Genomic DNA, 14295 nt, shown 5'->3' on the forward strand with positions numbered 1-14295 from the left:
GCCGCCGGCCTGGCCGCCGCCGCCCTGGCCGCCCCCGGACTCGCCACCCTCGGATCCTCCGGCCCATTTCTGATTGCTCTTGTAGACCGCGTCGACCCGCTTGTACACCTGTTCCAAGGCGTCGGCGATCTGCATCATGAGCTTGGTTTCCTGCGGGGCTTTCAGCTTGCCCTTGCCGACCGCCTTCAGTTTCGTTTGGAGCTCGGCGACGATCTGCTTGATCGCGCGCAGCGTCTCGTCCTTCTCGGCCGCCACCTCGACGGCGGTCTTCGCGACCTGGTTGTCGAATTCCAGCAGCGATGTCTGGCGCGTCTGCACCGCGGCGAGGGCTTCCCGGTAGTTCTCGGTGGCTTTGCCCTTGCCGAGCGTCTTGACCACCACGGGCTTCAGCAGATCATCGACCGGTGGGGGCGGTACGGGCACACCGCGGCCCAGCAGATCCACGGCCGTCTGTATTGCCGTGTCGGCCATGTTGACGAAGGATCGCAGCGCGGGCGAGGCGCCCGGCGGCGGTTCCAGCGGCACGTCCCAGTAGTGCTTGGGTTTCGTGGGAGCGGGCTCACCGGGCGCTATCTTTATCTTTCGCCTGGGGCCCGATTGCTCTTCCGCGGAGGGATAGGTGTCGTCGCGTCGGCCCGGTTCGGGGCGGCCACCGCCGTTCCGTTCCCCGCTGCCCGGCTGGGGCTGACCCGCACCACCGGCGGGGTCCGCCGGTCGCAGTGGCCCGATCCCCCCGGCGCCGCCGTCCGGGCCGTGCTGTCCGCCAGCGGGTCCGCCGTCCGGGCCGCGCTGGCCATCGGCGGGCCGCTGGTCCTGGCCGGGCGGCTGCTCTCCGGGATGCTCGGGCCGCTTCTCGTCGCGCGGGCGTTCCGGCCCCTCGCCGCCGGCTTCGGCGGAATGCTGTTCGGCCGCACGGTTCTCGCCGTTGGGTGCGCTGGAAAAAGGCAGCACCGCAAGGCTCGCGCGAGTATTCTCCGCTGCGTCCTCCGCCATTCTCCGGCACCGCCTCCCTCGAGTTCTTCCTCATTGTCGAGCCTTCCCGGGATTGGGAAGCGGAACCGTTTCGCCCCGCGGAGTTGTTGCCGCATAGTCGTCTTCACTCCCGAATCCCAGGAACTCGGGACAGGCGCGCCGGCGTGCGAATGTCCGGGCCGATCGAGAGGCAGTCGATGAACAGCGATGGCGGGCCCCATGTCACCGCAACTGACTGCTGACCTCGACGGGGTCCTGAACTCGTTGCTCGGGCTCTATGGCAACGGGCAACCGGCCCCGGGCGCCGCGGCCTCGGTGGCGTCGTCGATCTCGGCCGACATCAGTAAGCACGTCGGCGCCAAGACAGACGCCTATTCGAATGCCCGCGGTATGCAGGTCGCTACGGCCGAAGCCCACGCGGGCAGGGATTCCGTTGTGCACCAGGCTGTTTCGGCCGCGGGCGACGGGACCGTGAACGGTCGTGGCCGGGTGAGTAACCAGATTGCCGATCTGCAGACCCGGATGCAGGCGATCGCGTCGGTCGGCGACACCCGCTTCAGTGGACCGGCGCTGCTCGATTCCGCGCAGAGCACGCTCTCGAACGTCACCAAACAGGTGAATTCCGATGTCGCGGCGGCACATCAGCAGGCGGCACGGATCATGCCGCCGAGAACACCACAGCGCACCCGCGGCCGGGTCACGCCGGTATCGCGGCGCAAACGCAAGGCCCGCTCGGCATCGGTTCGCTCGCGTAGCGGTCGGCCGCGTCGCCCGGTGCCGTCGGACGGGACCGCCGGTGGCAAGGCGGTCAGCGCGGCCAGCGCCCACCTCGGCGCGCCCTACATCTGGGGCGGAGGCGGGGCCGGCGGGCCGACCGGCGGTGGCTTCGACTGCTCCGGGCTGACCCAGTACGCGGTGGCCCAGGCGACCGACGGGCAGGTGGTGCTGCCCCGCACCACCTACGACCAGATCTACAGCGGTGAGCGGGTGCATCCGAGCGACGTGCGTCCGGGCGATCTGGTGTTCCCCGCCAGTTCGTTCAGTTCCCGTGGGCCGGAACATGTCCAGCTCGCGGCGGGTAACGGCATGGTGATCGAGGCGCCCTACTCCGGCTCGCACGTGAAATGGTCCAGCATGCCCCCCGACGCCGTCGTGGTGCGAGTGATGTGAGCGCCGAGCGCGCTGGAATCCGATGTGCTGGACGGCGACGTCCGCGTCGGAAGATCTGATCCAGGCAGCGACCGATGGGGCTGCCGGGCCACCGCCGGTCGCCGCCTGGGGAGTCGCCGGGGTGAGGTTACCGGTGAGGGGGCCGGTGCATCCCGCACGACTCGGGGGGTTCGGAAAGGAACCGTCCTCTCGCGGCGGCCGACGGCCGGATCACGGTCGCCGACCGCCGCTCCAAGGTGTTGGTTCGGCGGGATGAGGAACCGCCGAACCGATACCAACTATACCGCTAAACGACGGCACATTCAATAGTGGGCCGATAATTTTTGGTTTGAAGTCGATCGGCCCAGGTGGGTGGTGGATTCCGGCTTGGAGTGCGCTGAAAATGACGGGGGTGGGGGCTGGAAATGGGAGGAGAGTGCGTGATGGCCGGTGATGGGCCTCGGGGAAGGCGGCCGGTCGGCGAGGGGGGCTGCCGACCGGCCGCCGCAACGGGCGCCTGCAGGTGTGGGATAGGGAAGCGCCCGGAAGCGAAGAGTATCGCCAGAAACCGGCGCGATCAATATCGGACACTTGGACAGCGTCGTATGCTGCGGCGTCATCGCGTCCACCTTCCCAATGGTGGGAATCGACCCGATTCACCGCTTCTCCCGACTGTCTATGGTTCGGGCAGGCGAGAGCGGCGGAAGGGAAGTCGGTGTCAGCGGCCGAGGACGCGTTCTATACAGGTGTTCAATCTTTGGGGTTGGTCGCGGGCGGTGTGCGCAATGCGGAGCATGCGCTCGCTGCCTTCCGGGCCGCCACCGATCTCGATCCGGATATGTGCGATGCCTGGCTGGGCCGCGCCATGGCGGGCGAGATCACCTCAGAAGTGATCTACGGGGCCTATCGGTCCGTGCACAATCTCTACCGCGACCAGCAGCGGGCCGGTCTGTCCGACCGCGCGCTGTGGTGTCAGGTCGAGATCGGGATGTACGGGTTGCGGGTGGCGATGGCCGATCGCGATCAGATCGCGATCGCGCAGGCGTGCTCGTATGCCGAGGGCGGCGAGTGGCAGGAGGCCGCCGCGATTCTCGCGCAGGTCTCCGCCGACGATGTGGCGGACTTCGTCCGAATGTCGTTGTACTACAGGACGAAACGGTGGGTCGACGTGATCGACTCCCGGACCGCCAAGCCGACGCTGGAGGACGGGCTGCTCGATATCGCGGCCGAACTGATGACCGCCCAGTCGCTGGCCCACCTGGGCCGGCTCGGCGAGGCTTTGCCGCGCGCCCAGCGCATCGTCGAGGACAGTTCCTCGGGCAACACCTCTTACATCTGGGCCGACGCGCACTTCCTGCTGGGAATGCTGCTGCGGCACAACGGCGATCACGACAATGCCGACCGAATCCTCAAGGGGCTGCAGGGTTCGGGCCTGTGGCCGGAACGCGAGGAGTGGCAGCGCGCGGTCAAGGACAAGACCTATCGGCTCGAGATCACCACGCCGGATCTGCTCGCCTCTCGCACCGATCTGTGGGATCCGAAGACCGGCGACGATCCGGCCGAGGCGGCGGCCTCGGCCGCCCGCGAGGAGCGGGAGACCCTGCTCACCGAGGCGTCGGAGCTGCTGCAGGCCCAGATCGGCATGGATTCGGTCAAGGAGCAGGTCGACCGCCTCAAGTCCGGGGTGCTGATGGACCAGGTGCGCGCCAAGCGCGGACTGGCCGTGGAGTCCAAGTCGCAGCATCTGATCTTCTCGGGTCCGCCCGGCACCGGCAAGACGACCATCGCGCGGGTGATCGCCAAGATCTTCGCCGGTCTCGGCGTCGTCGAGAACTCCGAAGTCATCGAGGTCTCGCGAAATGACATGGTGGGCACGCACCTTGGGCATACCGCGCCGAAAACCAATGCGCTGATCGACTCCGCGCTCGGCGGTGTGCTGTTCATCGACGAGGCGTACACGCTGATCCAGGAGGGGCTGTCCGGCGGTGACGCCTTCGGCAAGGAGGCCGTCGACACGCTGCTGGCACGAATGGAGAACGACCGCGACAAACTGGTCGTGATCATCGCCGGTTACGAGGACCAGATCGACCGCTTCCTCGCCTCCAACGACGGCCTGGCCTCCCGCTTCACCAAGCGGATCCGGTTCTCCAGCTACGGCGCCGAGGAACTGGTGCGAATCGCGGATCACATTGCGCACAAGAAGGATTCGGTGCTGTCCGAGCAGGCTCGCGAGGTTCTGCACGACCGGTGTGAGCAGCTGGCCGAGCAGACGCGCAACGGACGCAGGCTGATCGATCTGGCCGGTAACGGCCGCTTCGTCCGCAATGTCGTCGAGGCCGCGGAGGCCGAACGCGACTACCGCTTCACCCGGGAGAACGTCGATGTCGCAGCGATGACCAACGAGGAACTGATGACCGTCGACGCCTTCGACATCTCCGCCGCACTGGCGGGGCTGGCGCCCGCCTCGACGAGCTGACGCCTGTGGCCCGTTTCCGGGTGGTGACCAAACACCAGATTTCGGGGTGGCGGTTCCTCCTACGCCGGATCGAGCATGCGCTGGTGCGGCGCGATGCCTCGATGATCGACGACCCGCAGCGCGGACGCTCCACGGCGTTGTCGATCGGTATCGCGCTGGCGTGCGTGATCATCGCGGGCGCCGCGATCCTGTCGTTCTTCAAGCCCGCCAAGAAGGTCGGCAATTCGAATATCGTCGCCGAGAAGGACACCGGCGCGCTGTTCGTGCGTCTGGAGAACCGGATGTACCCGGCGCTGAATCTGACTTCGGCGCGACTGATCGCGGGCAGTCCCGGCAATCCGGTGCCGGTCTCGCGTGATGAGCTCGCGAAGTTCCCACGCGGGCCGTGGGTCGGCATTCCGGGAGCGCCGGGCAGCATCACCGACAGCGGCGGCCGCGACTCGTCCTGGGCGGTGTGCGATACGACGAGAACCGGCGCCGCAGCGCCGGTGAACCAGGCGACGGGACTGCCGACGACCGCCGGATCCGCGGTGCGCACCACCGCCATCGGTGGTCCGCTGACCGTCGACGGGGACGCCATCGCGCCGCTCGGCGAGAATGCGGCACGACTGCTGCGCGCCGACTCCACCACGTGGCTTGTCTACCGCGACAAGGACAAGGGCATCGTGCGCGCCAGAATCAACCTCTCCGACTCGGCGGTGACCCTGGCGCTGGGTATCGATGCGACCGCGCCGGTGACGACCGCTTCCAAGGGCCTGATCGATGCGCTTCCGGAAACCCCGCCGCTGCGGGTGCCCGAGATACCCGGTGCGGGCAACACCGCGACACTGAGTTCGGGGATGTCGGTGACGGTCGGTTCCGTACTGACGGTGTCCGCACCGGATCGGGCGGTGTCGTACTACCTCGTTGCGGAATCGGGGCTGGTACAGATCAGCCCCGTGCTGGCGGCCATGGTCCGTAATGCCGACACCCGCGGCAGCGTGGGGACGACGACGGTCGGTCCGAACGTGGTCGCGGCCAATCTGCAACCCGGCGCGTGGCCGGGAACGGCGGACTATCCGACCCAGCGAGTGGAACTCGTGGATCCGGAGCGCTCCGGCGTGACCTGCTACCACTGGTCCCGGGGCGGCGGCGATCCGAATGCGGCCACCGAACTGCTGGTCGGGCGCCAGCTGCCGCTGCCTCCCGATCAGCAGAACCGGGCCGTCGGTCTGGTGACGGCCGCGACGTCCCGCGGCGCCACCGCCGACGCGGCCCAACTGTCCGCCGGCCGCTTCGTGCAGGTGACCGGGGAAGATCCGGGGTCGCCGCGTCGGGAGGCGCTGTTCTGGATCTCCGACAGCGGGGTGCGCTACGGCATCGATGTCGCATCCGGTGATACCTCGGACCGGACGTTGGCGGCCCTGGGATTGCGCGCCCCGATTCCGGCGCCGTGGAGTGTGGTGTCGCTGTTCGCGACCGGGCCGACGCTCTCGCAGCGCGATGCCCGCCTCCAGCACGACGGCATTCCGACCAACAAGGGTTCCATCGGATTGCCGACGAAGGACGGGGCGCCGTGACCACGACTCGTCGATTCGTCCGTCCGGCGCGCACGGTGCGCGGACCGAAGGCGCCCGCGGTCACCGAACTGCGCCTGCAACCGCCGACGGAATTGCCCAACCCCGTACCGGTTTCGCGGCTGAAGATGATCCTGCCCGTGGTCATGGTGGCCGGCATGGGCGGGATGATGGTGATGATGTTCCGCAACGGCGGCGGAGCAGTGAACCCGATGATGCTGATGTTCCCGGCGATGATGCTGTTCTCGATGTTCGGCATGATGGGCGGGGCGATGAGCGGCAACAACTCCGGCGGCGCCGCGAGCCTGAACGAGGAGCGCAAGGACTATCTGCGCTCGATCGCCGACAACCGCAAGACCGTACACACGGCCGAGACGGAACTGCACGCCTTCCTGCGGTACACCCACCCCGGCCCGGCCGAGATCGCACGGCTGGTCGGCGGCAAGCGGATGTGGGAGGTGCAGGTCGCCAGCCCGCAGTTCCTGCGGGTGCGGATCGGGCGCGGCCGCATCGCCAACCAGGTGCGTGTGATCGTGCCCGAGGCGGCGCCGACGTCGGATCTGGATCCGGTCGGCGTGGTCGAGGTGACGCGATTCGCGAAGGCCTATTCGACGGTCGGCGGCATGCCGGTCGCCATCAACCTGCTCTCCGCGCCGCAGGTCGGCCTCGACGGCGACCCGGCCGCCGTCGCCGGACTGGTGCGGGCGATGATCGCCGAGATCGTGGTGTTGCACGGGCCGGATCAGGTCGCGGTCGCCGCGGTGCTGTCGGATCCCGATGCGCCGCAGTGGTCCTGGCTGAAATGGCTGCCACACACCCAGCACCCCAATGACACCGATGCCATTGGTTCGGGCCGGATGGTCTACCGCACCGTAGCCGAGTTGCGGGCGAAGGTGCTGGCCGGGCTCAACCGCGGGCCGTTCTCGGCCAACAGCCAGCCCACCCTGGACCGCACCCACTACCTGCTGATCGTCGATGTCCCCGGTCAGGCCAGCGAGCGCGATATCTCGGGCATCGACGGCTGCACCTGGCTGCGCCTGGGCACCGCCGAGCAGAACCTTCCACGCGCGCTGACCTTCACGGTGTCCGAGGACCGGCACCTGCACGAGGTGGCCTCGCGCGGTCCGCGGCTGGTCGGCACGGCCGACTCCATGTCGGTGCCGGCGATGACGTCGCTGGCGCGCAGTGTTTCGCCGTATCGCCTGTCGACGGTGGTGGAGGCGGTCGCGGCCGAACAGGCCAGCGGCGGCACGTCCTGGGAGGACATGGTCTCGATCCCGGACCCCGGCAATATCCGGGTCGAGCAGTACTGGCCTCGTCGCAGCGACAGCGACCGGGCCCGGCTGAACATCCCGTTCGGGCACGACCCGACCGGTCAATTCGTCTACCTGGATATCAAGGAGTCCGCCGAGGAGGGTATGGGCCCGCACGGCATGTGCATCGGCGCGACGGGTTCGGGTAAGTCGGAATTCCTCCGGACCCTGGTGCTTTCGGCCGTCGCGACGCACTCGCCGGACACCTTGAACCTGCTGCTGGTGGACTTCAAGGGTGGTGCGACGTTTCTCGGGTTCGACCGGTTGCATCACGTCACCGCCGTGGTCACCAACATGGAGGAGGAGGCCGATCTCGTCACCCGTATGGAAGACGTGATCAACGGCGAAATGGCCCGGCGGCAACGCATCCTGCGCGATGCGGGCAACTTCGCCAGCGTCGCCGACTACGAGCGGGCACGCGAACAAGGCGCCCGGTTGGCTCCACTGCCCACGCTGCTGATCATCCTCGACGAGTTCGCCGAACTACTCGAACAGCACCCGAGCTTCTCGAAACTGTTCGTGGCCATCGGCCGACTGGGTCGCTCGCTGCGCATCCACCTGCTGCTGGCGTCGCAGAAGGTGCCCGCCAACCGCATGGGTGAGCTCGAGGCCCACCTGTCGTATCGAATCGCGTTGCGCACCAACCAGACCAGTGACTCCCGCGACGCCATCGGCACCGCCGACGCCTACCACCTGCCGAAGAAGCCGGGCTCCGGATACCTGCGCGTCGGCGCCGGAGACCTGCAGCGATTCCAGGCGGCCTATGTCGGTGCTCCGTACCTGCCGCCGGTGCAGACCTCCGCCGCCTCGGCGCAACGCGCCCGGCGGGCGGGCGGCGGTTATCGTCCGCCACAGCAGTTCACCGTCGGGTACATCGCCGACGTGCGGCCGCAACCCATCATCGAGCCCGAACACGTTGCGCCCGAACCGGATACCCCGGACGGTGAGCCGGTGACGGTCATGGAAACGGTCCTGCAGCAGCTGGGCGGCAACGGCCGCCGTGCACACAGGATGTGGCTGCCACCGCTGAATGTGCCCGCCACACTGGATCGGTTGATCTCCGCGGTGCAGCCGGGCAGTCTGCAGGTACCGGTAGCTCTCATCGACAAGCCGCGGCAGCAGCGGCAGGACGTGTGGGCGCTGGACATGTCCGGCGCCGGCGGGCATATGGCCGTGGTCGGCGGGCCGCAGTCCGGGAAATCGACTGCCCTGCAGACATTGGTCCTGTCCGCCGCACTGACCCATACTCCGGAGCAGGTGCAGTTCTACGGCCTGGACTTCTCCGGCGGTCTGTCCGGGCTGCGGGGTGTGCCGCATGTCGGCTCGATCGCCTCCTCCCGGGAGGGCGATCGGATCCGACGCACCTTCGCCCTGATCACGAGCCTGATGGCGAATCGGCAAGCGCTCTTCACCGAGCTGGGGATCGACGGCATGCGCGAGTTCCGTCGGCGTCGCAACTCGCCTGCGGAATCGGCCGAGCTCATGGCGCGTGGCGACCTGCACGGCGATGTGTTTCTCGTGATCGATGGCTGGGATATCGGTTTCAGCGTCACCGGGCCGTACTACGACGAGTACATGCCGGTGATGGAGTCGATCGCCGTGCAGGGCCTCAACTACGGCATCCACCTGGTGGCCAGCAGCTCCCGGTGGGCCGCGATCCGCGGCGCCGTCAAGGACATGCTGCAGACCCGGGTGGAAATGCGCCTGGGTGATCTCACCGATACCGCGTTCGGCAACAACCGCCATGTGGTCGCGGCGATCCCACCGAACCGCCCTGGCCGATGCATCTCGAACGACGGCCTGCACATGTTGACCGCCCTGCCGCGGGCGGACGGTGTGGGTGATCCCGAGACGGTGGGCGCGGGACTGGCGGCCGCGGCGGAGCAGTTGCAGCAGACCTATGCCGGGCGCCGGGCGCCGGAGGTGAAGCTTCTGCCCGCGCAGATCGGCCTGGATCAGGTTCACGAGCGTTGGCCGGAGCCGAGCAGTCCGGCCCAGCGCATGGTGGTGCCGTTCGGTATCCGCGAATCCGATCTCAGCGTTGCCACAGTCGATTTCAACGTCTCCACTCACCTGGTGGTGTTGGGCTCGCCCGGTTGCGGCAAGTCCACGGTCCTGGAGGCGCTGCTGAAGTCGATCAATCGGCAGTTCACCCGGGACCAGGCGCGCGTGCTGCTGATCGACTACCGGCGCCGGCACATGGATACGATTCCGGACGATCAGATGATCGGATACCTCACCAGCGAACGGGACCTCGACGAGGGGCTGCCCGGATTCGCCGAGAAGATCCGCGCTCGCCGCCCACCGGACAGCGTCACCTCGCAGCAGCTCAAGGAGCGTTCATGGTGGAGCGGCCCGGAGATCTTCGTGGTGATCGACGACTATCACATGGTCGCTCAGCGCGGCATGTTGAATCCGCTGGATCCCTTGAAGGGCCTCATCGTCGACGGTCGCGACACCGGTATGCACGTGATCATCGCGCGCAATATCGCGCAGGCCGATTCCGCCATGTACGACAACGTCCTCGGTCAGATCAAGAACCTCAATTCGTCCGGGATCATCATGGACGGCACGAAGATGGACGGCATGCTCATCGGCGACGTGAAGGCGATGAAACAGCCTGTGGGCCGCGGGATTTTCGTCGAGCCGCTGCACTCCCGCAGGGATCTCGTGCAGGCGGCGTGGACCCCACCGCAGGACTGATCGGACCCGTATCCCCAGAGTTGGGGATGCCTTAGCGTTCTTCCTGTACGGCTCCAAGGAGCTGACATCCGGTCGTTAGGAGACTGCCATGACAGGGCCTCTCGAAGCCATAACCGAGAACTTTGCGGGTATCGGTGCCCGAATCGGTACCACCGCGGAAGACGTGATGGGGACGCTGGTGGCGGGCGCTCTGCCCGCGGTTCCGTTTCCACCGGGGCTGGATCCTGTGAGTGCGATGCTCCCGGCGGTGCTCGGGCCCTACTACGCATCGGTGGCCGGCTGTACGGCCGATGGCGTGGTGAAGGGCATGGAAGGAGCAACGACCGTGCCTTCCTGCGGGGTCTCATATTCCGGCCGCGATATTCTGAACGGTGAGCATGTGACCACCGTCGGGACCGTGGCCCAGATTTAGCCGAAAGATATTCCGCGCGAGGGTGAGATCATGCCGCTGCCTTTCGTTTTCGCTGCATTGCCGCCGGAGATCACCATCCGTATGTTGCTCGGCGGTCCCGGTGCCAGTTCCACACGGTTGACATCGGAAACCTACTCGGTCTTGGCCGACCGATTCGCTATTGCTGCGGCGAATATCGACGGCGCGGTGTCGGATATCTCCGCATCATGGGTCGGGTCGTCTTCGAACAATGCGCAAGGGGCGTTCCGAAATTACGCCATGTGGCTGCGTAAACAGGCCGACGTGGCGAAAATGGCTGCGGAGCGGGTAGATCGGGCATCCGATGCCTTCGACGCGGCAGCTCAGCAGATGAGGGTGGTGGAGGCAGCGCTCATCGCGCACCGCGCGAAGGTGGCCGCGGCCGCCGTCGCCGCGTCCTCGACCGGGGTCGGGGTGCTGACGCTGGCGGCGCTGCAGGCCGAGTATGCGGCCATCGCAGTGGCGGCGGGCACCGTGATGACGTCGTACGGCGCCGGGATGGAAGCCGCATTGGCGGGACTGCCGGCGCCGCTGACCGCACCTCCCATCGTGGGCGGGGGCGGGGGGCCCGATCTCCCGGGCACTTCCGGCTATTCGGCACCCGATGGTGGGCCTCCGGGTGGTCCGCCCTCGGGAGGAGGAGGGTCGGGGCCGCCGTCTCCACCGTCCGGTGGCTCCGATGGGCCTTCCCATGGGTCGCAAGGGCCTTCCGACGGATCCTCCAACGGATCCTCCGACGGTCCCGGCCAGGGTGGTGATCGGATGCCCACCGATCCGGCCCAGCCAGCCGACCCGAGCACACCGGCGGGAGAGGCCGACCGCCTGCTGCCCGATATGGATCCCGGCGCTTCGAACCTCGATCCGACGGGCATGCCGGACGGTGCTTCGGACCAGCAGGGCTTCTATGGAACCTCGCCTTATTCGACGACTCTGGCGGGCCTGAACGGAGGCGTCGGCAGTCTCGTCGCGCTCGGGATGACCGGTGGCGGAGTCGGGTCGATGTCGGGGTCGGCGACCGGATTCCGGATGCCGTCCACCTGGTCTCGCATGCCCGGAGGGACATTCGGGGCCGTGCCCAATACCGGACCGACCACGGCGCCGGTCCGCAATGCTCCGCCGCGCGGGGCGACGGCACCCAAGGCGCGGATGCGGCGGCGTCGTGACGACGAGGAGGAGCGCAAGAACGCGAGGGTGTTCGTACCGGGCGAGCCGGAAGAGGTGCCGGTGCTCGAGAAGCCCCCCGTGATCGGAGTCATCGAATCCAGCGATGGTGACCGCGGCGAAGAACTCGACTTCGGTGTGCCGGTGTTGGCCGGTGTTATCGAGCACGTCGATGGCGATTTGCCGGAAGCAATCGAAGAGCGTCCCCGGTGAAGTGCACCGAGGCGAGTGTAGTTCAAACCGGAAAGGAACGTGTAAATGGCCAGCCCAATGGAAGCTGATCCGCAGGTCTTGATCCCCACGACCAAGAAGGGGATCGGTCTGCAGGGTAATCACGAGGGCTATCTGAAGGCCCTGATGGGTGTCAAGGATGAATTGGAGGCGGCGGTCAAGAGCCCGGGCGCGGGCCAGGCCATCCAATCGACCATGCAGAATGCCTGGACCAAGGGCAACGCCCTCGCGGTGTCGCTGCAGGGGCTCCTGGACATCATGATGGACACCGCCAACAAGATCGATTCCAAGGATATGGACAACTTCCTCCAGCTGATGCGGACGGAGGGGGCCGAGACGGGAGCCGCGGCTCTCGGTGCGGACGGCCGGGCAATGGACAATCCGGGAAAGATCAGCCCCGACTGGTCCTAGCAGTGACGTCAGGGCGCGACATCAACTTCGGAAAGGTAATTGAACAATGGCTATGAAGTACGATTTCCATGGTGTGGAAACGGCCGGATTGAGTTTCGGAACGATCTGCAAGAATATCGAGGAGAACAACCTCGCGCTGGAAAATCTGAAGAAGTCGCTCGAGGGCTGCTTCACCGGTCAGGCGGCCGAGCAGGGCTGGCAGCCGAAGATCAACGAGTTCTTGACGAAGATCAATGAGTACCAGGGGTCGCTCGCGACTCTGAAGACCACCGTCGAACGAGTTGTCGGCGACATGAAAATAACGGACGGCGACCAAGGGAGCAAGTTCCTGGCGTTCAACATCTAGGGTGTCCGACGATCCGGTCGCAGTCGACCTGAATGTCGATGCCGCCCTGCTCCTGAAGGATCTGGTCGGCATCGACTCCTACCCCGCGGTGTTGGGCTTGATGCCCAACATCTATCGCCTCGAGGATCGCGATCGAGTGCACGCTGTCGTCGCCGAGGAGCTCGCCGAGGCGGGAATTCTCGGCGATGACGGTGTACATCCGGCTGTCGCGCAGTGGTTGCAGTGCCTGTACCGGCCGGATATGGAACTGGTAGCGCACATTCTCGACGTCGGTGAGGACGGGGTGCCGGGGACGATGTTGCTGATGTCGTTCGTACGGTCCGGTGACGTCCACGTGCTCGCGGTGCGCTGTGGCGACCACGTCGTGATTCAACCGGTCTTCCAGGAGGGAGAACAGCTCGACACCGTCGCCGCCGCCGTGACCGCGGCGCTGGGACCGGCGCCCGCCCTGCGATTCGATCCGGTGGCCGCACCGCTCGAGCAGATCCACGAGCTGGCGTCCGAATCGGACGAGCGGCGGCGAGACCTGCTGGAACTGGGAGCCCAGCCGCACACCGCAGGCATGCTGACCCGCGTGCTGAACGAGGTGGTGCGGCGGGCTGAGGTGGTCCTCGTGGAACACCGCGACGGCGGGTCGGCGCAGACCGAGGTGTGCCTGAACGTGCTCGACACCCCGTCGGGCCGGATCGTGGTCACTCCCAGCATGGCGATGGACGGTCAGGTGTGGTCGACCTATGCGCCCGGCGACGAGGCGGCCATTCGCGGCGGCATCGCCGCGCTGCTGGAGCTGTTACCCGGTCGCAGCTGGTTCGAAACCAGCCGCACGGGCTGAGTTTTCGCTGGGTTCGTCGAGAGGATGAGGGAAATGAACCGAGCACCGAGTACGAACGGTCATACCGCCGAGTCTGTCCGGGCTCGGGGTGGATACGACGCGTTCTTCTCACCCGCCGCCGAGCAGACGGAGTCGGCCGGGGCCGGCGGGCAGGCCGCGTCCGCGGGATCGGCTGCCGCACAACCCGGCCCGCGCTACGACCACAGCGAGCCCGTGATCGGCGCGCCGTCGCAGCCGCCCGAGGCGGGCGGGTCCGACAGACCCGCCACGACGGCGAGCAGTGTGAGTCCGCCGTCGGCGGCTCCGCAGGCGCCGCGTCCGGCACAGACCACCTCGGACACCGGGTCCACCACGGCGGCACGACAAGACCAGGCGCAGACCTACGCTCAGTCTCAGGCGTCCCGATCCCAGTCGGCCGCGCAATCTCAACAGTCCGCCTACGCGCAGTCGTCCGGCCAGCCTCACACCTCGCAAACGCAGTCCGGCCAGTCTCAGGCTGCCCAGCCCCAGGCCGCGCAGCCCCAAGCCGCCCAGCCTCAGACTGCCCAACCTCAGGCCCAGCAGAGCGCGTCGAACGAAACCTCCGGCGCAACATGGCAATCCGCCGAGGGGCAGTCCGAAACCACCTCGGCGACATGGCGTTCCGCCGACGGCGGTTCCGAAACGTCCAGAACCGCGGCACAACCCAGCACCTCCTGGGTTCCCGACCGCATCG

11 protein-coding genes and 1 pseudogene are annotated in these 14295 nt (G+C 67.2%); 9 read left to right on the plus strand and 3 right to left on the minus strand.

Annotated elements, in window-relative coordinates; genetic code table 11:
* Positions 1-993, minus strand: a pseudogene (locus NM1_RS36545) (hypothetical protein); the annotation flags it as partial.
* Between the two features lie 198 nt (positions 994-1191).
* Here NM1_RS36545 and NM1_RS36550 point away from each other — a divergent pair.
* The 9 genes from NM1_RS36550 (at position 1192) to NM1_RS36595 (ending at position 13580) form a co-directional block, all read left to right on the plus strand.
* Positions 1192-2142, plus strand: a complete 951-nt coding sequence (locus tag NM1_RS36550; protein WP_068031180.1) for a C40 family peptidase — start codon at positions 1192-1194, stop codon at positions 2140-2142.
* 736 nt (positions 2143-2878) lie between these two features.
* Positions 2879-4597, plus strand: coding sequence for a type VII secretion AAA-ATPase EccA (eccA, locus tag NM1_RS36555; protein ID WP_246010823.1), 1719 nt, complete (start codon positions 2879-2881; stop codon positions 4595-4597).
* A 5-nt stretch (positions 4598-4602) separates the two neighbouring features.
* Positions 4603-6156 carry a type VII secretion protein EccB gene (gene eccB / locus NM1_RS36560; RefSeq protein ID WP_068031186.1) on the plus strand — a complete coding sequence of 518 codons (1554 nt, stop codon included), beginning with the start codon at positions 4603-4605 and terminating at the stop codon, positions 6154-6156.
* Complete coding sequence (eccCa, locus tag NM1_RS36565; RefSeq protein ID WP_084520386.1) at positions 6153-10169, plus strand: type VII secretion protein EccCa; 4017 nt, start codon at positions 6153-6155, stop codon at positions 10167-10169. Before eccB ends, eccCa begins: the two co-directional genes overlap by 4 nt.
* Positions 10170-10257: 88 nt before the next feature.
* Positions 10258-10581, plus strand: a complete 324-nt coding sequence (locus NM1_RS36570) for an LLM class oxidoreductase (protein ID WP_147288882.1) — start codon at positions 10258-10260, stop codon at positions 10579-10581.
* A 30-nt stretch (positions 10582-10611) separates the two neighbouring features.
* Positions 10612-11973 carry a PPE domain-containing protein gene (locus tag NM1_RS41680; RefSeq protein ID WP_084520387.1) on the plus strand — a complete coding sequence of 454 codons (1362 nt, stop codon included), beginning with the start codon at positions 10612-10614 and terminating at the stop codon, positions 11971-11973.
* Positions 11974-12018: 45 nt separating this feature from the next.
* Positions 12019-12402 carry a hypothetical protein gene (locus tag NM1_RS36585; RefSeq protein WP_147288881.1) on the plus strand — a complete coding sequence of 128 codons (384 nt, stop codon included), beginning with the start codon at positions 12019-12021 and terminating at the stop codon, positions 12400-12402.
* Between the two features lie 46 nt (positions 12403-12448).
* Positions 12449-12748, plus strand: a complete 300-nt coding sequence (locus NM1_RS36590) for a WXG100 family type VII secretion target (RefSeq protein ID WP_147288880.1) — start codon at positions 12449-12451, stop codon at positions 12746-12748.
* A 1-nt stretch (position 12749) separates the two neighbouring features.
* Positions 12750-13580 carry an ESX secretion-associated protein EspG gene (locus NM1_RS36595; RefSeq protein ID WP_068031203.1) on the plus strand — a complete coding sequence of 277 codons (831 nt, stop codon included), beginning with the start codon at positions 12750-12752 and terminating at the stop codon, positions 13578-13580.
* Positions 13581-13774: 194 nt separating this feature from the next.
* Here NM1_RS36595 and NM1_RS44335 read toward each other — a convergent pair whose 3' ends face one another.
* Together NM1_RS44335 and NM1_RS44340 are read right to left on the minus strand one after the other, a co-directional pair.
* Complete coding sequence (locus NM1_RS44335; RefSeq protein WP_246010822.1) at positions 13775-13933, minus strand: hypothetical protein; 159 nt, start codon at positions 13931-13933, stop codon at positions 13775-13777.
* 198 nt (positions 13934-14131) lie between these two features.
* Entirely contained in the window at positions 14132-14293 is a 162-nt protein-coding gene (locus NM1_RS44340) for a hypothetical protein (protein WP_246010821.1), read from the minus strand.
* Between the last annotated feature and the right edge of the window lie 2 nt (positions 14294-14295).

The sequence above is a fragment of the Nocardia mexicana NBRC 108244 genome (assembly GCF_001613165.1).
GTDB lineage: Bacteria > Actinomycetota > Actinomycetes > Mycobacteriales > Mycobacteriaceae > Nocardia > Nocardia mexicana.

Coding starts and splice junctions, on each gene's coding strand:
- NM1_RS36550 (WP_068031180.1), top strand. CDS start 1,192: ATGTCACCGCAACTGACTGCTGACCTCGACGGGGTCCTGAACTCGTTG.
- NM1_RS36570 (WP_147288882.1), top strand. CDS start 10,258: ATGACAGGGCCTCTCGAAGCCATAACCGAGAACTTTGCGGGTATCGGT.
- NM1_RS41680 (WP_084520387.1), top strand. CDS start 10,612: ATGCCGCTGCCTTTCGTTTTCGCTGCATTGCCGCCGGAGATCACCATC.
- NM1_RS36585 (WP_147288881.1), top strand. CDS start 12,019: ATGGCCAGCCCAATGGAAGCTGATCCGCAGGTCTTGATCCCCACGACC.
- NM1_RS36590 (WP_147288880.1), top strand. CDS start 12,449: ATGGCTATGAAGTACGATTTCCATGGTGTGGAAACGGCCGGATTGAGT.
- NM1_RS44340 (WP_246010821.1), bottom strand. CDS start 14,293: ATGCGGTCGGGAACCCAGGAGGTGCTGGGTTGTGCCGCGGTTCTGGAC.